Here is a 20,757-nt window from a genome sequence, read left to right as displayed (position 1 = left end):
GAGCATGAACACGCGATCAGAAAAAACGTTGCAGCACAGGTTCGCATCACGAACCAAGGGTGGGCCATAATTCCGCCGCGTCAAGGCTGATGTTCAAAACCGCCCAGCATACCGGTTTCCTTCACGGCCTCCATCGCAACAAAAGTTGAGGTACTGGCAACATGCGGCAGAGACGAAATCTTCTCGGCCAATACACGGCGGTATTCCGACATCGTGGCGGTGCGCACTTTCAGAAGATAGTCAAAGTTGGATGCGATCATATGCGCCTGCTCGACCTCGGCGGTTTTGCGGACGGCTGCGTTGAACTCGGCCAGCGCCTTTTCGCGGGTATCGGTCAAACGCACCTCGACAAACGCGACATGATCCAGGCCCAACCGGATCGGATCCAGCATCGCCCGATACCCCTGGATTACTCCGCTTGCTTCAAGCCGTTTGAGCCGCGCTTGCGTCGGAGATTTCGACAGCCCGATCTCGCGTGCAAGATCGGCCACCGAGATACGGCCATCCTCGGCCAGAATCCTTAGAATCGACCGGTCGAACCGATCCAAATCATGAAAGCTCATTTGCGCTGTCTTTTGCCAAATATTCAGAACGTTGACCTTCCAATAGCCAATAATTGGTCCGTTGTCCTGATTTTTCCGCATTATATTACCTCAAAGACCGGAGGACATATGTCACACAGCCTGCGCACCCTCATCGATATTTCCACCTATGCCGATCAGTCGGCAGTGCTTGAGACACTGATCTCTCAGGCCAGCCTGACGGACATGGATCGCAGCGCCATCAGCGACGCGGCTGCGCAGCTTGTGCGCGACATCCGGTCCAGCACCTCTCCGGGGTTGATGGAGGTGTTTCTGGCCGAATATGGCCTGTCCACCGACGAAGGCATCGCCCTGATGTGTCTGGCCGAGGCGTTGCTGCGTGTGCCGGATGCCGACACAATTGACGCGCTGATCGAAGACAAGATCGCACCATCCGATTGGGGCAAGCATCTGGGGCAATCCTCGTCCTCGCTGGTGAACGCCTCGACATGGGCGCTGATGTTGACCGGAAAGGTGCTGGACGAAGGAAAGGCGTCTCCGGTCGGGGCGCTGCGCGGTGCGATCAAGCGGTTGGGCGAGCCGGTAATCCGGACTGCCGTCGCACGCGCGATGAAAGAGATGGGCCGACAGTTCGTTCTGGGGGAAACCATTCAGTCCGCCATGGACCGCGCGCGCGGGATGGAGGAAAAAGGCTATACCTATTCCTACGACATGCTGGGCGAAGCGGCCCGGACCGAGGCGGACGCGGCGCGCTATCACCTGTCCTATTCCCGCGCCATCTCGGCCATTGCCGAGGCCTGCACTCATGACGATATCCGCGCCAACCCGGGCATTTCGGTAAAACTGTCCGCCCTGCATCCCCGTTATGAGCTGGCACAGGAACAGCGTGTGATGGACGAGCTGGTGCCGCGGCTGCGGGCGCTGGCCCTGCTGGCCAAGGCGGCCGGAATGGGCCTGAACGTCGATGCAGAAGAGGCGGATCGCCTGTCGCTGTCGTTGCAGGTGATAGAGGCGGTGATGTCCGACCCGGCCCTTGCCGGCTGGCACGGGTTTGGCATCGTGGTTCAGGCCTATGGCCCGCGCGCAGGCCTGGTACTGGATACGCTATATGGCATGGCCGAACGTCACGATCGCAAGCTGATGGTTCGATTGGTCAAAGGCGCCTATTGGGATACCGAGATCAAACGCGCGCAGGTCGAAGGGGTGGATGGCTTTCCCGTCTTCACGCACAAGGCGGCAACCGACGTCTCCTATATCGCCAATGCACGCAAACTGCTGGGCATGACCGACCGGATCTATCCGCAATTCGCCACGCACAACGCGCACACGGTCAGCGCCATCCTCCACATGGCCAAAGATCAACCGTTCGAGTTTCAGCGCCTGCATGGCATGGGCGAGACCTTGCATCAGATCGTGATGGACAAGCAGAACACCCGTTGCCGCATCTATGCACCTGTGGGGGCGCATCGCGACTTGCTGGCTTATCTGGTTCGACGCTTGTTGGAGAACGGCGCGAATTCATCCTTCGTCAACCAGATTGTGGACGAGGATGTGCCACCGGAAGTGGTCGCCGCCGATCCGTTTGTTGCGGTCCGGACCCCTCCGCCCGCACTGCCGACCGGGCCGGAATTGTTCCAGCCTGAAAGACCGAATTCCAAGGGTTTTGACCTGCATCACACACCAACCCTGGATCAGATCAATGCGGCACGGGATCAGTTCCGTGCCCATCACTGGTATGCGCAACCCTTGCTGGCCGACGCGGCCAAGCCTGAAGCGGATGAGCCGGTGATCAATCCGGCACGGCCTCAGGACAAGCCCGGCGCGGTGGCCCCAGCCAGCGCGGCGGATGTGGAAATGGCATTGGCATCGGCCAACCCCTGGGATGCGCCCGCTGCCGAACGCGCCCGCATCCTCAATGCCGCAGCCGATCTTTACGAAGCGCATTATGGCGAGTTGTTTGCGCTGCTGGCGCGTGAGGCCGGGAAGTCGCTGCCCGATGCGGTGGCCGAACTGCGCGAGGCGGTGGATTTCCTGCGTTACTATGCAGCCAACATCCCCGATGCCGAACCCGCGGGGATTTTCACCTGTATCAGCCCGTGGAACTTCCCGCTGGCGATTTTCTCTGGGCAGATCTCTGCTGCGCTGGCAACCGGAAACGCGGTTCTGGCCAAGCCTGCGCCCCAGACCCCCCTGATCGCGCATCGGGCTGTACAGCTGCTGCACGAGGCGGGGGTGCCACGCGATGTGCTGCAACTGTTGCCGGGTGGGCCCGCCGTGGGTGCGGCGCTGACGTCGGATCCGCGCATCTCGGGCGTGGCCTTCACAGGGTCAACATCCACCGCGTTGAAAATACGTGCGGCAATGGCCGGATCCATGCGCCCCGGTACGCCGCTGATCGCGGAAACAGGCGGTCTGAATGCAATGATCGTCGACAGCACAGCCCTTCCCGAACAGGCCGTGCAGTCAATCATCGAAAGCGCCTTTCAGTCGGCGGGCCAGCGCTGTTCCGCCCTGCGTTGCCTGAATTTGCAGGAAGACATCGCCGACAACGTTCTGACCATGCTCAAAGGGGCGATGGATGCGCTGTCAGTTGGCGACCCCTGGCTTTTGTCGACGGATTGCGGACCGGTGATCGACGAACAGGCCCTTCAGGGCATCGCCGAACATGTGACCAAGGCGCGCCACGAAGGGCGGGTGCTGAAGGAGCTTCCGTTGCCGCCCGAAGGCATCTTTGTTGCTCCGACACTGATCGAGATCCCCGGCATCGCCGCGCTGGAACGTGAGGTGTTCGGCCCGGTGCTGCACGTCGCCCGGTTCAAATCGCACGAGATCGACAAGATCATCGCGGATATCAACGCCACCGGATACGGCCTGACCTTCGGCCTGCATACGCGCATCGACGACCGCGTGCAGCATGTGACCGAGGCGATCCAGGCGGGCAACATCTATGTCAACCGCAACCAGATTGGGGCCATCGTCGGGTCTCAGCCCTTTGGTGGCGAAGGATTGTCAGGCACCGGCCCCAAGGCGGGCGGGCCGAACTACATGATCCGCTTCTGTGCACCCGACCGTCAAAGCACGGCGGTCACCTGGGACGCCGTGGCTGATCTGCCTGCGGCACAGGGTCAACCTGCGCCGGTCAAAACCCGGTCCCTGCCCGGCCCGACCGGTGAATCGAACCGCCTGAGCGTGTATCCACGCCCGCCCTTGTTGTGCTTGGGACCCGGAGAGGCCGCAGCGCGTGCGCAGGCCGATGCTGTATCTGCGCTGGGTGGCACCGCCATTCAGGCGACCGGAATGCTTGACCTGCACCGGTTGGAAAACCTGACCGGCATTTCGGGCGTGTTGTGGTGGGGAGATGAGGAAACAGCGCGGCAGATCGAACAGCATCTGGCGCGCCGCGACGGCCCGATTCTGCCGCTTATTCCCGGCAAGCCCGACCGCGCGCGTGTACTTGGTGAACGCCATGTCTGCGTCGACACGACCGCGGCGGGCGGAAACGCCGCGTTGTTGGGAGGTGCGGCATAAGCTTGCCTTGACGCTGGGCGCACAAAAGCCCAGCGTCACAGCATGTTTCCGATCCGCGACCATAACCCCTCGGGGCGCACACCTTATGTTGTCTATGCCTTGCTGGCGGCCAATATCCTGATCTTCCTCAGCTATGCAGGCCTCATGGATGATGGGCCACGGATCGGCAGGCTGTTTTTCGACTACGCCATAATCCCGGCGCGGGTCAGCGACGGGGTCGGGCTGGAAACCCTCGTGACGTCCATGTTCCTGCACGGGGGGTGGATGCACCTGGCGGGCAACATGTTGTTCTTATGGATCTTCGGCGACAATCTGGAAGACGAGATGGGCCATCTGCCCTTCCTGCTGTTTTACATAGCAGCCGGAATCGGCGCGGGCCTGATTCACGTCATCACCGGGCCCGAGTCCCAAGTTCCCACCGTTGGGGCCTCGGGCGCGATTGCCGGCGTGATGGGCGGGTATCTGCTGCTGTTCCCGAAAGCACGGGTGGATATCCTGCTGATCCTGGTCGTCTATTTCAGGGTCTTTACCATCCCCGCCTTCATCATGCTGGGCGTCTGGCTGACGATACAGTTCTTTGGCAGCGTCACCAGCAATCCGGATGAAGGCGGCATTGCCTATTGGGCCCATACCGGGGGGTTTGCCGTTGGCCTGATCCTGTGCATCCCGCTGTGGCTGAGGCGCGGCGGAATTCTGTTCTGGGATCGCACCCATGGACACCCGCCCCACCCGGAGGCGAAGTACAAGCTGTCTCAATCCCGCATTCCACGCGTTCCGCGCCGCTAAAGCCGGTTCAAAGGGCGCCTAGCCCCGGATCACCTTGGCGAACTGATCGAAGATCGGTTCGTTCGAACAGATCACTTCACCATCCTCCAGCACGTTGCCTTCAGGGTTCAGCGCCTGCACGAAACCGCCAGCCTCTTTGACGATGATCACACCGGCGGCCAGATCCCACGCATTCAGGCGGCGCTCCCAGAAGCCTTCGTACCGGCCCGCGGCCACATATGCCATGTCCAGCGCGGCGGCGCCCCAACGACGCACACCGGCGCAGGCGGGCATCAGACGCGCCAGATCCTGCAAAGTCGCAGGCAGGTCCGAGCGGCCACCAAAGGGCAGACCGGTCGCGAAGACCGATTCAATCATGCGATGACGACCCGACACGCGAATACGGGTGTCGTTCATCCAGGCGCCCTCACCCTTTTCGGCAAAGAACATCTCGTCCTTGGCGGCGTCATAGATCACGCCGGCAACGATCTTGCCCTTGTGTTCCAGTGCTATGGAAATCGCCCAATGCGGCAGGCCGTGCAGGAAATTGGTGGTGCCGTCCAGCGGATCGACGATCCAGCGGCGGGTCGGATCCTCGCCATCGATGGAGCCGCCCTCTTCGGCCAGCCAGCCATAGGTTGGTCGTGCGCCCAGCAGCTCTTCTTTCAGGATGGCTTCAGCCGCAATGTCGGCCTTTGAGACGAAATCACCGGCACCTTTCATCGACACCTGCAGATTCTCGACTTCACGGAAATCCTTGACCAAAGAACGCCCCGCCTTGCGCGCGGCCTTGATCATGATGTTGAGATTTGCGCTGCCAACCATTGTCAAAAGGCTCCTGTCCGGTCAAACCGCGCGTATACTGCCGCAATGCGCCCTTGCCAAGAGGAATGATGCGCATAACAGACCCGCAGGAAACGCCGTTACTGGGATTGCAGCTTGCGCGCTTCTTCCCGGGCCAGTTTCACCAGTTCCTGCACAAAGGGTTTCTCCAGATCTTCCGACCGGACCGCGGCATAGAGACGCCGAGTAATGCCCTCTTTCGTCAAGGGTCGGGTGACGTAGTCCGAGTTGTATTTGACCTCGCGCACGACCCAATCCGGCAGCACTGAAATGCCCCGGTTCGATGCGACCAGCAGCAGAATGACGGCGGTCAGTTCCACCTGCCGGATCGTTGCAGGCTCAACCCGCGCCGGGATCAATAGCTGGCTGAACACATCCAGGCGGGTGCGTTCCACCGGATAGGTGATCAGGGTCTGGCCGCGAAAATCCTCGGCCTCGACATAGTCTTTCTTGGCCAGGGGATGGGTCGAAGCGGCCACAAACACCGCGTTATAGTCGAAAAGTTCGACAAACTCGACGCCCGGCAGGTCTTCGGGATCGGACGAGACCACCAGATCGACCTCTTCCTTCTGCAAGGCCGGAAGCGCGTCGAAGGCCAGACCGGGGCGGATATCGACATCCACGTCGCCCCAGGATTTCCTGAAGGATTCGAGCACCGGGAACAGCCATTCGAAACAAGCGTGGCATTCGATGGCTATATGCATCCGCCCCGTGCGCCCGTCCCGCAGCGAAGAAAATTCATTCTGAGCAGCTTCGACCTGCGGCAGTATCTGCTCGGCCAATCGCAAAAGCCGCAAACCGGCGGCCGACAATTTCATGGGTTTGGAGCGGCGCAGAAACAGCTCGACCCCGGCTTGATCCTCCAACCCTTTGATTTGATGGCTCAATGCGGACTGGGTGATGTTCAACTGATCCGCGGCGCGGGCCAGCCCGCCGCATTCATGGATCGCCTTGATGGTGCGCAGGTGCCGGAATTCAATATGCATTTCAAACAGCATTCATGTTGTTGTTGAGTAATATGAGTTTGTTTCACAATGCTCGCCATGGCACAAGAGGCTCAGTTGATCCTGTGAGGCCACGATGTCCAAACCTGAAATTTCCTTCGAGTTCTTTCCGCCCAAAACTCTGGAAGCCTCTTTCCGCCTTTGGGACACGGTCCAGACATTGGCCCCTTTGGATCCCCGCTTTGTTTCCGTCACCTACGGCGCTGGCGGCACGACGCGTGAACTGACGCGCGACGCGGTTTCAACCCTGCACAAGTCATCGGGCCTGAACGTGGCCGCTCATCTGACCTGCGTCGATGCTTCGCGGCAGGAAACGCTGGAGATCGCAGACACCTTTGCGCGCGCCGGCGTGCAGGACATCGTCGCGCTGCGCGGCGACCCTCCAAAGGGTCAGGACAAGTTTGTGCCGCACCCCGACGGGTTTTCCAGTTCGGTTGAACTGATCGAAGCACTGGCCGAAACCGAAATGTTCAGCATCCGTGTCGGCGCCTATCCCGACACCCACCCCGAGGCTGCAAACATGGCTGCGGATGTGGACTGGTTGAAGGCCAAGCTGGACGCAGGTGCAGACGAAGCGCTGACGCAGTTCTTCTTCGAAGCCGAGACCTTTTTCCGGTTCCGCGATGCTTGCGCCAAGGCCGGCATCGACAAACCGATCGTGCCGGGCATCCTGCCGATCGAGAACTGGGCAGGTGCCCGCAATTTCGCCAAGCGCTGTGGCACGCATATTCCGCAGTGGGTCGAACAGGCGTTCGAAAAAGCGGTGCGCGACGAGCGTGAGGATCTGTTGGCCACGGCAATCTGCACAGAGCTGTGTTCAGACCTGATCGAAGGCGGCGTGGACAAGCTGCATTTCTATACCCTGAACCGTCCCGAGTTGACGCGCGATGTCTGCTTTGCACTGGGCATTACACCGCGCGTTGAACTGGAAAACGTCGCCTGACTTTCAAAAAATCCAATGATTCGCCCGGGTTACGTTTACGCCCGGGCGTTTGTCGTTTCGGAAGACGTGTACTGTTTCACAGCCACGCACCTAAAACGGCGCCTTTGAGGGACAATTGAATCTCAATATCGCGATTGTTGTCACCAGCCCCGCAAATCATCCTTGAAAATTGACAAAACTATGACTGTGACCACACTGGCAATGTGTAGTTTGTAAAGAGTGTTTTGAGTATGGAACCTGTCGATAAAGTGCGGGCGCGCGCGGATGCGTTGGCGAATCTGGGGTTGAGTCCCTGCGCCGGTTCCCAAGAGATCAGGGACGCCTGGAGGCAGATCGCCTTCCATTCACACCCCGATCACAAGGATGGGGACAGTTCCGGTTTTTCGCGCGCCAAGGCGGCTTATGATTTTCTGCGCAAAGAAGGGTTGGTTACAAAAGGTGGTGCCAGTTCCGGCCCTCCGCAACCGCGCCGACCCCGTTTGAAAAAGCGCATCATCGAACTTCCGCTGGAGGATATCGCCGCCTGCAAGGCGATGCTGAATCCCGACCAGAGGTTGCCGCAAATGCACGATGAAGGGGACGTTCAGGACGTATCTGATGCGTGTGTCTCGGATCACGTTCCCGACGCGGTCGGGTGTTACGGGCGGCATCTGACCTATTTTGTCACAACGCCCGTGCATCATGGGGCAAATCGCGTGGCCTTGCCGACGACAGTTCTGACCAGCGCCCGCCACACTGAGGCTGAAGTTCTGAGCTTTCAGTCAAAAGATACCGGCGCCGGAGAAGTCATCATCCCCGATACGATCCGCGAACGGAAATTTCCGGGGGCCAAGAGTGTGCGGATCAGGTTTGATGCCGATCAGGATATTCGGGATCAATTCTGGCTTGCGGGGTAACGGCCTGAGCCCGGCTGAACCTGCCGGGCTTGGTTCTTTTGATGCCGGATCAGTTTGAAACCGGGCCTTCCGACGTGAATTTCGGGATCACATTGGTCGAGGCGTCGCTTGGTTCGATACCAGGCCAGTTACCTTCGGCAAGATTGATATTGCCTGGAATGTCTTCCTCGAAAAATCCGACAACCACGTCGGTGATGTTGAGATACAACTTGTCATCCACGATCCGCCACAGGTTCGGGTTTGCCGGAACCTTGCCGCCGCGCGACACGCCATAGGCGCAGTGCCCATCATATTGCGGCGCGTAGTATGCCGGGTTTTCCAGGAATTTGTCGCGGTTTTCCTCGGTCGCAAAAGCCCAGGTCGCACCGTTATACTCGGCGGTGATGTCGGCTTTTCCGCGCACACCCTCGGGCTGCGACTGGCCCACCGGCATTTGATCCAGGCTGCGATAGGCAACGACATCGTAACCCGAAACAGCAAAACCTGTGCCGTCAATATATTGAGGGCCGGCAAAAGCCGGAACCGCCAGAGTTATGGCCGCAGCGAGTGTCAATGCAAAGCGTTTCATGTCGTCCATCCTTTTCGGGTCAACTAAATCCGTGATGCCTTGCGGCAGGTCTGACAGGACAATATGCGATTCCCAAGCGGTGCGTAGTCCCCCTAACGCCGCTGTGACCCGACACGAGAAAACGTGAGAGTTTGGCGGCGGATTGTTACAGAATACGCCAGTTGGGTGGGGTTGGACTCGGCGGTTTGCAATATTAGCTGTATGGCAGCCCCGACATAGGCAAGAAAGGCAAGAGATGAGCGACCAATCCTCCTATACCCCTCCAGCGGTCTGGACGTGGGACAGTAAAAGTGGCGGACAATTCGCCAACATCAACCGACCGATCGCCGGAGCGACCCATGACAAGGACCTGCCGGTCGGACGGCATCCTCTTCAGCTGTACTCGCTCGCGACACCCAATGGCGTGAAGGTCACGGTGATGCTGGAAGAGCTGCTGGCACTTGGTCATGAAGGCGCTGAATACAACGCCTGGCTGATCAACATCGGAGAAGGCGATCAATTCAGCTCGGGCTTTGTCGAGGCCAACCCGAACTCGAAAATCCCCGCGCTTTGGGATCGGTCGGGCGACAAACCTGTTCGGGTTTTTGAAAGCGCCTCGATCCTGTTTCATCTGGCTGAAAAGTTCGGCGCGTTTCTGCCGGCATCCGGCCCCGAGCGGACCGAGGTGATGAACTGGGTATTCTGGCAGATGGGCAGCGCGCCGTATCTGGGCGGTGGGTTCGGGCATTTCTACGCCTATGCACCCGAGAAATGGGAATACCCGATCAACCGTTTCGCCATGGAGACCAAGCGCCAACTGGATGTTCTGGATCGTGAACTGGCGGAAAAAACCTTCATCGCGGGTGAAAACTATTCGATCGCCGACATGGCGATTTGGCCCTGGTATGGCCAGTTGGTTCTGGGCCGCCTTTACAGCGCGGCAGAGTTCTTGGACGTGGAATCCTACAAGAACGTCATGCGATGGGCCAAGGCCATCGACGCGCGCCCTGCGGTTCAGCGCGGCCGCATGGTCAACCGCGCCTTTGGCGAGCCGCACACGCAGCTTCACGAACGCCACGACGCCAGCGATTTCGAAACCCGCACGCTGGACAAGTTGGAAGCGGCGGCGGAATAAACATATCCCGGGCGCAACGACACGCGGTACAGCTTGCGCCGCGTGTTTGCGTTTGGATGGTTATTTCAGAATGGGTGGGTTATCCGGATTGCTGCCGGGGGCTTCGCGGACCGTTTCGGCAATTTGCGGCTGGGGCAGGTCAAACCGAAGGCCCACCTTGGCCAATAGCGCGGCGGCGGTCTCGCTTGCGGTGAAAAACCCGACATCCATCGCGCCTGCCTCGATCCCGGAAAAAGTCAGCGCCTCGGACGCGGCCTTGGCCAAAGCGGGCTCGGCCCCCTCGATGGCATCGACAAATCCCAACAGATGGCTCTGCGCGCCCGATTTGGACTTGGTGGCAACCAGATAGGCCGCGCTGGCAAGTCCGCCTGCCGTCGCCAGTTTCGCATCCAGCGCGGACAGCAGGGCCTGCGGCAGGCCGGCAGGGGGCAAAAACTCGGCAAGCTCTTCCTCGACCTCTTGCGGGCTGTGCTGCAACGTTTCAGCCAACCATTCCAGGGCTTCCGCCGGGACCAGCATGGAAGATGGCGCAGTCTCCAGGTTCAGACCAAGCCCGATGCCCTGCCCCGACAGCATCCCCGAAAGCACACGCCCCGACAGCGCCACATAAGGCACGGGCCGCCCGGCAAACTGCGCCAGCCGGTCCTCACGATCAAAGGCCAGAACAAAGCGCCCGTCAGCCACATCGAACAATTCGGGCGAGATATTCTCGTCCCGCGCCTCTTCGGTCAGCATCAGAAACAGCTCGCTATCCGCAAGCCGTTCAAAGAAACGCAGACGGGCGGCATCATTTGTCGGGTCCGCCTGCATCGCGGCATGCGCGGTGTCCAACGCCGTGGAATCAGTCATTCAGCACCTCTTGGACCCGCGCACGCAAAACAGGCAGCAGTTCAGCCTTGAACCACGGGTTTTTCTTCAACCATGCCGTATTGCGCCAGGACGGGTGAGGCAAGGCAAAGACCCGCGGCGCATGGTCCCGCCAGTTGCGAACGGTGTCCGTCACCGACCCGCGCGCGCCAAGATGAAACTTGTGCGCATGACCTCCGACCAACACGGTCAGCGGCACACGCCCCAGGTCCTGCATCACCCGGTCATGCCAGGTCTTGCGGCAAATCGCAGGTGGCGGAAGATCAGCATCGCGCGCATCATACCCCGGAAAGCAGAACGCCATCGGTACGATCGAAACACGGTCGCGATTGTAAAAAACCGTCTCATCAATCCCCAGCCAGTGCCGCAGCCTGTCGCCGGACGGGTCGGTAAAGGGCCGCCCCGACTCGTGCACACGGGCGCCGGGTGCCTGCCCCGCGACAAGGATCGGTGTTCCGGGACGGAACCAGACCACCGGACGCGGCTCGTGTGCGGTTTCTGTTTGCGCGAACCTGTCGGCACACAAGCGGCAGGCGCGGATTTCCTGACGTAAAGCGTTCATCTGATCGTGAAGGCCCCTGCCCATCCAGTCTGTTGTTGGCTGCTAAAACAGATAATAACGACCTGACACGGCACCAAGTGACCGGAAACCTTTGCTGCACCCAATCAGACATTCATGCGTGCAACCGGAACGCATTGATCATTTGTTTCATAATTCGACATAATGTAGCCAACATAGGCCGGTAAAAATACCCTTTCTGGCCGCCCGTAAGTGCGACAACACAAACGAAACGAGCAGCAGACAGCGAATGCTAGAATTCGACAACGTCAGCAAATCCTTCTGGACCGGAACGCGCCGCAAGGTGATTCTGGATCGGGTCTCGTTTCGGGTCGAACTGGGCACCTCACTGGGCGTTCTGGCCCCGAACGGGACCGGAAAAACCACGTTGATCAACATGATGGCCGGTCTGGAAAAACCCGACGAAGGCGTGGTCCGCCGCGAATGCAGGGTTTCCTTCCCCATGGGGTTCACCGGTGGCGTGTCGGGAAAACTGTCAGCGCTTGAGAACGCGCGCTACATCGCCAAGATCTACGGTATGGACCCCGACTATATCGAGGCCTATTGCAAATGGCTCTGCGGTCTGGGCGAATATTTCGACCAGCCCCTTGCCACTTATTCCTCTGGGATGAGGGCGCGTTTCACCTTTTCTTTGATGCTGGCGCTGGACTTTGACATGTATCTCATCGACGAAGGGATGCCGGCGACAACAGATGTCGAATTCAACGAAAAGGCAGGGGCGATCCTGAAGGAAAGGTTGCGCACGACAACTTTGGTGATCGTATCGCACAGCCCGTCCGTGTTGGAGAAATTCGCCCAGAAAGCGGCCGTACTTCTGGACGGGCAATTGTATATGTTTGACTCCTTGGAAGAGGCAAAGCAGCTGTATGACTACGAAACCCAAGGTTAGAAAATATAACTGGCGCCGCAAACGTCAGACGGAAAGCTCGGCCGAGGCGCGATCGGACGCCATCTCGCGTATTCGCAACGCGACGCAAGGCCCTGCGGCCGCTGGCGAAGCACAGCCCGGGACGCAGCTGGATGACATCAAGCGCGAAGGCCTGACGGGCCGTCAATTGCGTATCGCACGACGTCTGGCGCAGAAACACGGTCTGGCCGCGACGTCGGACTATGACGCGGTGCGGTTGCTGCGCAAAAAGGGCATCGACCCCTTCCAGCGCACCAATCTGCTGGACCTTGCCGCCGCAAGGCCATCGGACGGGGGTGACAAACCCAAGGACAGGATCAACGTTCAACTGCCGCAGGCCATGGGTGCCGAGAAAACGAACCTGCCCGGGCCCGAGCTCAGCCCGGCTGAACGGCGCAATTATGAAATCAGCCAAATCCAAAAAGACATCGCCCGCCGTCGCAAGCGTAAATTGTTTGGACTGTTTGCGCGCCTGGCGGCCTTTGTGTTCCTGCCGACCTTCATTGTTGGCTTCTATTTCTACCGCATCGCCACGCCGATGTATGCCAGCGATTCCGAATTCCTGATCCTGCAAGCGGATGGCGGACCGGGCAATATCGGTGGTCTGCTTGCCGGTACGCAATTCGCCACCACGCAGGATTCGATCTCGGTTCAGTCCTTCCTGGAATCGAAAGAAGCTTTGCTGTTGCTGGACCGCGATGCCGGGTTTTCTGATGTCTTCAAGCAGGAATGGATCGACCCGATTCAGAGACTGGCGCCAGACGCCTCGCTTGAAGACGCCTATAAGCTGTTCAAACGCATGATCACCATCGGCTATGACCCGACCGAAGGGGTCATTCGGATGGAGGTTGCCGCCCCCGACGCGCAGACATCGACCGAATTTTCCGAGCGCCTGATTTCTTATGCCGAAGACAGGGTGAACGCCTTGTCCGGAAAAAAACGCGAAGACCAGATGCGCGACGCGCTGCAAAGTTTCGAAGCGGCGCAGGAAGCGCGCAGGCAGGCTCAGGAAGAATTGATCGAGCTTCAGCTTCAGGGCGCGGTTCTTGACCCCGAAAACGTCATCGCCAGCCTGCGAGCCCGCATCAACGAAATCGAAATACTGGTTCAGGACAAAGAGCTTGAGCTCGCCGCGCTTCAGGACAACCTACGCCCGAACAAGGCAAAAGTTGATGGCGTCAAGGCAGATATCACCCGCCTGGAAAAGGTTCTCAAAGAACTGAATGCCGAGATGCAGGATGCCTCGGACGGCGAAAACTCGCTGGCGCGGCTGAGCGTGCGTATCCAAATCGCGCAGGCGGACCTGGCGGCGCGTGACATGATGCTGCAAACGGCAATGCAGCAAATGGAATCGACCCGGTCAGAAGCCAACCGGCAGGTGCGCTATCTGACCGTCTCGGTCAACCCCGTTCCCAGTCAGGAACCCAGCTATCCGCGCAAGTTCGAAAATACGATTTTGGCATTCCTGTTGTTTGCTGGTATCTACCTGATGATCTCGCTTACCGCGTCGGTCCTTCGTGAACAGGTATCCTCATAAAACTCATGAAACATGTCAAAATCTCCGACCTGACAGTCGGCAACAACCTTCCACTGACCATCATAGCTGGGCCATGTCAGCTTGAAACGGCAGACCATGCGCAGATGATTGCGGGCAAGATGAAAGAAGCCTGCGAAGCAGCCGGTGCGCAATACGTCTTCAAGGCGTCTTATGACAAGGCGAACCGGACATCCCTGTCGGGCAAGCGTGGCATGGGCATCGATGCGGGGCTGAAGGTACTGGATGACATCCGTAAAACGATGGGCATCCCGGTTCTGACCGATGTTCATACCGAAGCGCAATGCGCCATCGCAGCCGAGGCGGTGGACGTTCTGCAAATTCCGGCATTCCTGTGCCGTCAGACCGACGTGCTGTTGGCGGCCGGCAACACCGGCAAAGCGGTCAATGTGAAAAAGGGGCAATTCCTTGCACCTTGGGAAATGACCAACATCGTCGACAAAGTCGAAAGCACCGGAAATCAGAATATCCTGCTGACCGAACGTGGCACCTCATTTGGCTACAACACGCTGGTTGCCGATATGCGTGCGCTGCCCCAAATGGCGAAGACCGGCTATCCGGTGGTGATGGACGCGACCCATTCCGTGCAGCAACCGGGTGGACAGGGCGGGTCATCGGGCGGACAACGCGAATTTGCACCCGTGATGGCCCGCGCCGCGGTTTCTCTGGGTGTTGGGGCCGTGTTCATTGAAACCCATCAGGATCCGGACTCGGCCCCATCGGACGGACCAAATATGATCCCGCTCGACCAGATGCCCCAACTTGTTGACACATTGATGCGATTTGATGCGCTTGCTAAAGCGAATCCGATTCAGATTTAACGATTGAGTTTTCTTATGATCAAACCCCTCACCGAGGTAACGCCCAACAGCTGGACCTTTCTGCGCGACGCGATGATCACGCCCACCGGGTTCCGTGAATACGACGCCCGTTGGAAATATCCAGAAGAGATCAACCTGCCCGGCATGACCGCGCTTGGGCTGGGGCTTGGCACGCAGATGCACAGGCGCGGGATCGAGCCTGTGATCGCGGTCGGCAACGACTATCGCGATTATTCATTGGCGATCAAAAATGCCCTGATGCTGGGCCTGATGCAGGCTGGTATCCGTGTCAAAGACATCGGTCCAGCGCTCAGCCCCATGGCCTATTTTGCGCAGTTCCATCTGGATGTGCCTGCGGTGGCCATGGTCACCGCCAGCCACAACCCCAACGGCTGGACCGGGGTCAAAATGGGTTTTGACCGCCCGCTGACCCATGGCCCGGATGAGATGTCGGAACTGCGTGACATCGTTCTGAACGGCGAGGGCGTCGCACGCGAAGGCGGCTCGTACGAGTTCGTCGATGGCGTCAAAGAGGCCTATATCGACGACCTGGTCGGCGATTTCAAAATGTCCCGACCGCTCAAGGTGGTCTGCGCAACGGGCAACGGCACGGCTTCGGCCTTTGCGCCCGAGATTTTCGAACGGATCGGGGTTGAGGTCGTGCCCAGCCATAACCGGCTGGACTATACCTTTCCCAACTACAACCCGAACCCGGAAGCCATGGAGATGCTGCACGACATGGCCGCCACGGTGAAATCCAGCAGTGCCGATCTGGCGCTGGGGTTTGACGGTGACGGAGACCGCTGCGGCGTCGTCGATGATGAAGGTGAAGAGATCTTTGCCGACAAGGTTGGCGTCATCATGGCCCGTGATCTGGCCAAGCTTCACCCCGGATCGACCTTTGTTGCGGATGTGAAATCCACCGGTCTGTTCGCCAGCGACCCCGAGTTGCAGGCCCTGGACGTCAAAGCCGATTACTGGAAGACCGGCCACAGCCACATGAAGCGCCGCGTCAAGGAAATCGGAGCTCTGGCAGGGTTCGAAAAATCAGGCCACTACTTTTTGGCCGAACCGATCGGGCGTGGATACGACTGTGGAATGCGCGTCGCGGTCGAAATCTGCAAACTGATGGACCGCAACCCGGGCAAGAGCATGTCGGACCTGCGCAAGGCCCTGCCCAAGACCTGGTCCACACCCACGATGTCACCCCACGCCGCCGATACCCAGAAATATGATATCCTTCAGCGGCTGGTCGACAAGCTGGTCGCCAAGGGAGATGCGGGCGAAACACTCGCTGGCCGTGCGATCAAAGAAGTGGTTACGGTGAACGGCGCACGCGTGATTCTGGACAACGGCAGCTGGGGGCTGGTGCGGGCTTCGTCCAATACCCCCAATCTGGTCGTCGTCTGTGAAAGCAGCGAAAGCGAGGCTGAGATGCGCGCCATCTTCGCGGACATTGACGCCGTCATCCGAACCGAGCCCGGTGTCGGCGATTACGACCAGACCATCTGAACACAACTGCTTGGGGCATATCCGGATGCCCCAAGCACGATGGTTGCTCAGTCACCGCCGAATAATTTGAGCAGACCTTTTTTTGCCTCTTCTTCAAGCTTGTTCTTGATGGCGTCTTCGATCTGATCACTGTCGGTGATCGTCGTATCCAATTCGTTGCCGACCTTTTCAAAAACCTTCTGTTTTGCGTCGTCTTCCAGTTCCTTGACCTTCACATCCGCGGCCGCCTCGATCACCTTGGTCAGGTCCGGCTTGATCGACGGGTCGCTCCAAGGGCCTTTGATGCGAACGGGAACCGATATCCCCTGCCCGGAATTGGCACGCAGCGCCACGGGCGTGAACAGATAGTCGATGTGACGAGCCCCCAGATCCACGGTGCCGGTGCCATCTGCGCGGAAATTCTTCAGTGACATAAGCAGATCACTGTTCGTCAACACGCCCTGGTCGATGGTGAAACTGGCCGTCAGGCTGTTGAACACGGTGGTTCCGCCTGAACCTGTGCCCTGCCCCATCAATCGGTCCAGATCGAGCCCGGAAATCACGCCGGGACCGACATCCAGATTTCCCTTGCCGCTGAGGGACCGCATGATCTGATCCTCGGACTGGCCGACGCCCAGAAACTCAAACGCTCCCGCAGCGGTTCCCGACAGGCGTTCAACCCCGGCCAGTGTGGTCAGCGCCTGATTCAGGTCGATCCCGCTGGCCTTTACATTGCCGCCAACGGACAGGCCATTGCGGTTGTTAGCCACCACCTGACCGTTCAACTGACCCGCAAACAGCGTGGCCGGGTGCATTTCCAGAACGGCCCGCGACCGATCCAGCGACAGGGTCAGATCGCTTTTGCCGAACGTCATCCCGGGCACGGCGATCGAGTTGGCCGTCAGGCGGATCTTACCATTCGCCAGCGCCAGAGCGGATGCGTCGATCGGATCTTTGGACCAACCTTCCGGTTCAGGAGCGTTTGCCTGAGACGTGCCGTCTGAAACAGAAGCAGATTCGGAAATCCGCGACAGATCCAGATCACCGGCATCCAGACGAGCCACGATACGCGGCGGGTCCGAGATGGTGATATCCGCCTCGCCCACGAACCGGTTGTCATCCAATTGCGCAACCATGTTCCGCATGGAAATCCGCCCGTCCTGCGTATATGTCATATGCGCTGAAATATCGGCCGTCTTGCCCAATCCGGGCGGTACGGATGTGCCGGCCTGACCGAAGGCGGCAAGCATCCTTTCAGTGTCTCGCGTTACGACCTTGGTGGTTCCATCCATTTCACCCGCAAGATTGACGCGCCCGTCAAATCCGATCTCTCCGCCCGGAGCCGTCAAAGCCAGTTCCAGATCAGTCACTGACCCAGCGGCAAATGCCGGTAAGTCCGGGATTTTCAGGTCAACCTGAACCGCCCCCCCGGGCACCGGCATGGCGGCCTCCATTATCATCGGGGCCGGCACCTCGGGCCAGCTTGCAGATAGTGTCACGCCCGAGAAATCCATTTGCGTCGAACCGTTTTCCACGTAAATCAGCCGCGCATTCGTCAGTTCCAGCTGATCCAGCGTGACCTGCCCCGAGGGCTCAGCGGGCGTCGTGCCCCCGGTCGCGACCGCAGTTGTCGCGGTTGTCGGGGCACTCAATTCCCAATTGCCGCGCCCATCTGATCGTTCCAGCCGCAACACGGGATTGTCTGCAAAAACACGTTTGATCCGCAGATCCCCGCGCAATAGCCCGGCAGCGTCCACTCCGACGGCAAGGCTATCCGCGCTGAGCATCGGTTCCGGTCCGGCCCAGCTTGCGTTGCCGAAACGCACCGGCCCGGTTTCCATCCCGACCACCGGCCAGAAGGAAATGCGCACGTCACCGGTCAGCGTCAGATCACGCCCGGTCTGGGCTTTGACCTGCTCGGCCAGAATCGCGGCAAGCTTTTCCCCCGGCATCAGCAACAGCGCGCCGATGATCAACGCGATCACGGCGACAACGATAAACAGGATGCGCATCAGCCATTTCATTTTCTGCTCTCCGCCTATTGGCTTGTCTTTGCCGTGATCATTCAAATCACGCATCACATTTGCAAGGGGAAGCTTTCCCGACTATATGCCGCGCATGACGACAAACCCGCCGAACCTCCGCCCCGACCTGGCGCCTTCTGCCCGGATCACCGAGACACCCCAATCGAACCAGCCGACCATCGGCATGGTGTCGCTGGGCTGCCCGAAAGCGTTGGTCGACAGTGAACGCATTCTGACCCGGCTGCGTGCCGAAGGATACGGCATTTCGCCGGATTATGCCGGGGCCGATGCCGTCATTGTGAACACCTGCGGGTTCCTCGACAGCGCCAAGGCGGAATCGCTGGACGCGATCGGAGAGGCGCTGGTGGAAAACGGCAAGGTCATCGTGACCGGCTGTCTGGGGGCCGAGCCGGATTACATTCGCGAGCATCATCCCCGCATCATGGCTGTCACCGGCCCACACCAATACGAGCAGGTGCTGGATGCGGTGCACGCCGCCGTGCCCCCCGATCCTGATCCGTTCGTGGACCTGTTGCCCGCCAGCAGCGTGCAGTTGACGCCGCGCCATTACAGCTATCTGAAGATTTCCGAGGGCTGCAACCACAAGTGCAAGTTCTGCATCATCCCCGACATGCGCGGAAAGCTGGACAGCCGCCCGGCGCATGCGGTTCTGCGCGAGGCGGAAAAGCTGGTGCAAAACGGCGTGCGCGAATTGCTGGTCATCAGCCAGGACACCTCGGCCTATGGGCTGGATCGGAAATACGACATCAACCCGTGGAAAGACGGTGAAGTGCGCAGCCATATCACCGATCTGGCGCGCGAGCTGGGGCAGCTCGATGCCTGGGTGCGGCTGCACTATGTGTACCCTTATCCGCATGTGCGGGACCTGATCCCTCTGATGGCGGAAGCCGGGTGCAACGTGCTGCCTTATCTGGATATCCCGTTTCAACACGCCCACCCGGATGTGCTGAAACGCATGGCCCGCCCGGCCGCGTCAGCCAAAACGCTGGATGAAATCAAGGCCTGGCGCGCGATCTGCCCGGATATCACCCTGCGGTCGACCTTTATCGTCGGCTATCCGGGTGAGACGGAATCGGAATTCCAGACCCTGCTGGACTGGATGGACGAGGCGCAGCTGGATCGGGTCGGGTGTTTTCAGTATGAAAACGTCGATGGCGCGCGGTCAAATGACCTGCCCGATCACGTTCCGGCCGAAGTCAAGCAGGAACGCTGGGACCGCTTCATGGAAAAGGCACAGGCGATCTCGGAGGCCAAGTTGCGGGCGAAGGTCGGACAAACGCTTGAGGTGATCGTGGACGAGGTCGACGACGAGGCCGCCACCTGCCGCACCAAGGCAGACGCGCCCGAGATCGACGGCAACCTGTTCATCGATGAAGGGTTCGAAAACCTCAAGCCCGGTGACATCGTCACGGTCGAAGTGGATGAGGCCGGAGAATACGATTTGTGGGGCAAGCCCGTCTAAAGTCTGACACCGCGTCAAGCACACGGCGTATGGGCAAAGCGTGAACCGAGTTTATTGGCCGAACACGCGGTCAGACCCGATCTTGGACTGAAAGCCAATCATGGAGGTTTTCATGTCTCGTATCTTCAAGCCTGGCCTGAACTGCGTGGTTTTCCTGATAGCCGCGCATTTCGTGGCCACCCCCGGTTACGCCCAGCCCACACAGGTCGGCTCTGCCGGTTTCATTGCGGTCGGCGGCAAACAGCTGAGCTTTCACAAAAACGGCCGTCACAAGATAAACCGGTATTACGTGGCCCCGAAAGCCAAATCATATGGCAAGCAGCCAAAGGTGCGTATCAAAAAGCCGGCCCCGGTTTATCGATACTCGGCGCCCAAACGGCGTGTCATCGGGCATAACCCCTATGGGTCGGTCAAGCGACATAAATTCAAGTCATTCAAGTTCAAGCAAACCTACGGCATCAAAAGGTACTAAACGGGGTTCGCGCACTGCAAAAAGTAGCCGGCCCGATAGCCGCAAAACGCAGGCAAGAAAAAACCGCCATGAATGGCGGCGGTTTTTCCCCGAAAGCGTGCAGGCGGTCCGGGTCCGGGCCGCCTGCGAATGGCTTACTGAGTAATTGGGTCACAGACCGTCTGGCCAGCCTCGGTTGTGGCCAATTGATAACCACCCGGACAGCTGGGTGTGCCGGCTTTGTCATAGCTGGGCTGAACGTAAACAGGTGTCGGTTCTTCCTGCTGCGCACAGGCAGTCAGGATCAGTGCAAATGCGCCAACGGCAGCGAGTTTCAGTTTCATGTCCGTCAATCCTTTATTACTTTTCTGATAT

19 protein-coding genes are annotated in these 20,757 nt (G+C 59.3%); 11 read left to right on the top strand and 8 right to left on the bottom strand.

The features are described 5' to 3' along the window. Positions 1-80: 80 nt before the first annotated feature. Positions 81-563, bottom strand: coding sequence for an Lrp/AsnC family transcriptional regulator (locus tag AC2FNN_RS18160; RefSeq protein ID WP_496759870.1), 483 nt, complete (start codon positions 561-563; stop codon positions 81-83). 108 nt (positions 564-671) lie between these two features. Between AC2FNN_RS18160 and putA the strand changes: the two genes are divergently transcribed. Both putA and AC2FNN_RS18150 read left to right on the top strand, forming a co-directional pair. After that, a complete protein-coding gene (putA, locus tag AC2FNN_RS18155; RefSeq protein WP_496759869.1) occupies positions 672-4,070 on the top strand; it encodes a bifunctional proline dehydrogenase/L-glutamate gamma-semialdehyde dehydrogenase PutA in 3,399 nt (1,132 codons plus the stop codon). A gap of 42 nt (positions 4,071-4,112) precedes the next feature. Beyond that, the gene (locus AC2FNN_RS18150) at positions 4,113-4,856 is read left to right on the top strand and encodes a rhomboid family intramembrane serine protease (protein WP_496759868.1); all 744 of its coding nucleotides are present in this window, start codon (positions 4,113-4,115) and stop codon (positions 4,854-4,856) included. Positions 4,857-4,874: 18 nt separating this feature from the next. Here AC2FNN_RS18150 and AC2FNN_RS18145 read toward each other — a convergent pair whose 3' ends face one another. Beyond that, positions 4,875-5,660: an inositol monophosphatase family protein gene (locus tag AC2FNN_RS18145; RefSeq protein WP_171118687.1), complete on the bottom strand. Its 786-nt coding sequence runs from the start codon at positions 5,658-5,660 to the stop codon at positions 4,875-4,877. 98 nt (positions 5,661-5,758) lie between these two features. Continuing rightward, positions 5,759-6,664 (bottom strand): LysR family transcriptional regulator, encoded by a 906-nt coding sequence (locus tag AC2FNN_RS18140; RefSeq protein WP_171723621.1) that lies wholly within the window; start codon positions 6,662-6,664, stop codon positions 5,759-5,761. A 94-nt stretch (positions 6,665-6,758) separates the two neighbouring features. On the opposite strand from AC2FNN_RS18140, the gene metF reads away from it, so the two are divergent. Both metF and AC2FNN_RS18130 read left to right on the top strand, forming a co-directional pair. Next, on the top strand, positions 6,759-7,625 hold the full coding sequence (gene metF, locus AC2FNN_RS18135; RefSeq protein WP_171722776.1) for a methylenetetrahydrofolate reductase [NAD(P)H]: 867 nt from the start codon (positions 6,759-6,761) through the stop codon (positions 7,623-7,625). Between the two features lie 230 nt (positions 7,626-7,855). After that, a complete protein-coding gene (locus AC2FNN_RS18130; protein ID WP_496759867.1) occupies positions 7,856-8,521 on the top strand; it encodes a J domain-containing protein in 666 nt (221 codons plus the stop codon). 49 nt (positions 8,522-8,570) lie between these two features. Here the strand turns inward: AC2FNN_RS18130 and AC2FNN_RS18125 are convergent, their stop codons facing one another. Next, complete coding sequence (locus tag AC2FNN_RS18125) at positions 8,571-9,089, bottom strand: YHS domain-containing (seleno)protein (RefSeq protein ID WP_496759866.1); 519 nt, start codon at positions 9,087-9,089, stop codon at positions 8,571-8,573. Positions 9,090-9,324: 235 nt separating this feature from the next. Here AC2FNN_RS18125 and yghU point away from each other — a divergent pair, with 235 nt between their 5' ends. After that, entirely contained in the window at positions 9,325-10,203 is an 879-nt protein-coding gene (gene yghU / locus AC2FNN_RS18120) for a glutathione-dependent disulfide-bond oxidoreductase (protein ID WP_496759865.1), read from the top strand. 60 nt (positions 10,204-10,263) lie between these two features. Here the strand turns inward: yghU and AC2FNN_RS18115 are convergent, their stop codons facing one another. After that, entirely contained in the window at positions 10,264-11,052 is a 789-nt protein-coding gene (locus AC2FNN_RS18115) for an SseB family protein (protein WP_496759864.1), read from the bottom strand. Further along, positions 11,045-11,632 carry a uracil-DNA glycosylase family protein gene (locus tag AC2FNN_RS18110; protein ID WP_496759863.1) on the bottom strand — a complete coding sequence of 196 codons (588 nt, stop codon included), beginning with the start codon at positions 11,630-11,632 and terminating at the stop codon, positions 11,045-11,047. The genes AC2FNN_RS18115 and AC2FNN_RS18110 overlap by 8 nt, the downstream gene beginning before the upstream one ends. Before the next feature lie 247 nt (positions 11,633-11,879). Here AC2FNN_RS18110 and AC2FNN_RS18105 point away from each other — a divergent pair, with 247 nt between their 5' ends. From AC2FNN_RS18105 to AC2FNN_RS18090, 4 genes are read left to right on the top strand one after another with little or no spacing between them, the layout of a single operon-like run. Continuing rightward, positions 11,880-12,539 (top strand): ABC transporter ATP-binding protein, encoded by a 660-nt coding sequence (locus tag AC2FNN_RS18105; RefSeq protein WP_152458943.1) that lies wholly within the window; start codon positions 11,880-11,882, stop codon positions 12,537-12,539. Further along, a complete protein-coding gene (locus AC2FNN_RS18100; protein WP_496759862.1) occupies positions 12,517-14,094 on the top strand; it encodes a KpsE/RkpR family capsule polysaccharide export protein in 1,578 nt (525 codons plus the stop codon). The genes AC2FNN_RS18105 and AC2FNN_RS18100 overlap by 23 nt, the downstream gene beginning before the upstream one ends. A 5-nt stretch (positions 14,095-14,099) precedes the next feature. After that, complete coding sequence (kdsA, locus tag AC2FNN_RS18095) at positions 14,100-14,933, top strand: 3-deoxy-8-phosphooctulonate synthase (RefSeq protein WP_496759861.1); 834 nt, start codon at positions 14,100-14,102, stop codon at positions 14,931-14,933. 15 nt (positions 14,934-14,948) lie between these two features. Beyond that, on the top strand, positions 14,949-16,445 hold the full coding sequence (locus tag AC2FNN_RS18090) for a phosphomannomutase/phosphoglucomutase (protein WP_496759860.1): 1,497 nt from the start codon (positions 14,949-14,951) through the stop codon (positions 16,443-16,445). Between the two features lie 47 nt (positions 16,446-16,492). On the opposite strand, the gene AC2FNN_RS18085 is transcribed toward AC2FNN_RS18090, so the two are convergent. Then, positions 16,493-18,448 carry an AsmA family protein gene (locus tag AC2FNN_RS18085; protein ID WP_496759859.1) on the bottom strand — a complete coding sequence of 652 codons (1,956 nt, stop codon included), beginning with the start codon at positions 18,446-18,448 and terminating at the stop codon, positions 16,493-16,495. Positions 18,449-18,542: 94 nt separating this feature from the next. Here AC2FNN_RS18085 and rimO point away from each other — a divergent pair, with 94 nt between their 5' ends. Then, the gene (gene rimO / locus AC2FNN_RS18080; RefSeq protein ID WP_496759858.1) at positions 18,543-19,931 is read left to right on the top strand and encodes a 30S ribosomal protein S12 methylthiotransferase RimO; all 1,389 of its coding nucleotides are present in this window, start codon (positions 18,543-18,545) and stop codon (positions 19,929-19,931) included. Positions 19,932-20,043: 112 nt separating this feature from the next. Continuing rightward, positions 20,044-20,403, top strand: a complete 360-nt coding sequence (locus AC2FNN_RS18075; RefSeq protein ID WP_496759857.1) for a hypothetical protein — start codon at positions 20,044-20,046, stop codon at positions 20,401-20,403. A gap of 134 nt (positions 20,404-20,537) precedes the next feature. On the opposite strand, the gene AC2FNN_RS18070 is transcribed toward AC2FNN_RS18075, so the two are convergent. Next, positions 20,538-20,757: hypothetical protein (locus AC2FNN_RS18070; protein ID WP_496759856.1), on the bottom strand; the 220-nt coding region annotated here is incomplete at its 5' end.

The sequence above is a fragment of the Ruegeria sp. BHSA118 genome (assembly GCF_059613405.1).
This window is presented reverse-complemented; position numbering and strand designations above follow the sequence as displayed.

Coding starts and splice junctions, on each gene's coding strand:
- AC2FNN_RS18160 (WP_496759870.1), bottom strand. CDS start 563: ATGAGCTTTCATGATTTGGATCGGTTCGACCGGTCGATTCTAAGGATT.
- putA (WP_496759869.1), top strand. CDS start 672: ATGTCACACAGCCTGCGCACCCTCATCGATATTTCCACCTATGCCGAT.
- AC2FNN_RS18150 (WP_496759868.1), top strand. CDS start 4,113: ATGTTTCCGATCCGCGACCATAACCCCTCGGGGCGCACACCTTATGTT.
- AC2FNN_RS18145 (WP_171118687.1), bottom strand. CDS start 5,660: ATGGTTGGCAGCGCAAATCTCAACATCATGATCAAGGCCGCGCGCAAG.
- AC2FNN_RS18140 (WP_171723621.1), bottom strand. CDS start 6,664: ATGCATATTGAATTCCGGCACCTGCGCACCATCAAGGCGATCCATGAA.
- metF (WP_171722776.1), top strand. CDS start 6,759: ATGTCCAAACCTGAAATTTCCTTCGAGTTCTTTCCGCCCAAAACTCTG.
- AC2FNN_RS18130 (WP_496759867.1), top strand. CDS start 7,856: ATGGAACCTGTCGATAAAGTGCGGGCGCGCGCGGATGCGTTGGCGAAT.
- AC2FNN_RS18125 (WP_496759866.1), bottom strand. CDS start 9,089: ATGAAACGCTTTGCATTGACACTCGCTGCGGCCATAACTCTGGCGGTT.
- yghU (WP_496759865.1), top strand. CDS start 9,325: ATGAGCGACCAATCCTCCTATACCCCTCCAGCGGTCTGGACGTGGGAC.
- AC2FNN_RS18115 (WP_496759864.1), bottom strand. CDS start 11,052: ATGACTGATTCCACGGCGTTGGACACCGCGCATGCCGCGATGCAGGCG.
- AC2FNN_RS18110 (WP_496759863.1), bottom strand. CDS start 11,632: ATGAACGCTTTACGTCAGGAAATCCGCGCCTGCCGCTTGTGTGCCGAC.
- AC2FNN_RS18105 (WP_152458943.1), top strand. CDS start 11,880: ATGCTAGAATTCGACAACGTCAGCAAATCCTTCTGGACCGGAACGCGC.
- AC2FNN_RS18100 (WP_496759862.1), top strand. CDS start 12,517: ATGACTACGAAACCCAAGGTTAGAAAATATAACTGGCGCCGCAAACGT.
- kdsA (WP_496759861.1), top strand. CDS start 14,100: ATGAAACATGTCAAAATCTCCGACCTGACAGTCGGCAACAACCTTCCA.
- AC2FNN_RS18090 (WP_496759860.1), top strand. CDS start 14,949: ATGATCAAACCCCTCACCGAGGTAACGCCCAACAGCTGGACCTTTCTG.
- AC2FNN_RS18085 (WP_496759859.1), bottom strand. CDS start 18,448: ATGAAATGGCTGATGCGCATCCTGTTTATCGTTGTCGCCGTGATCGCG.
- rimO (WP_496759858.1), top strand. CDS start 18,543: ATGACGACAAACCCGCCGAACCTCCGCCCCGACCTGGCGCCTTCTGCC.
- AC2FNN_RS18075 (WP_496759857.1), top strand. CDS start 20,044: ATGTCTCGTATCTTCAAGCCTGGCCTGAACTGCGTGGTTTTCCTGATA.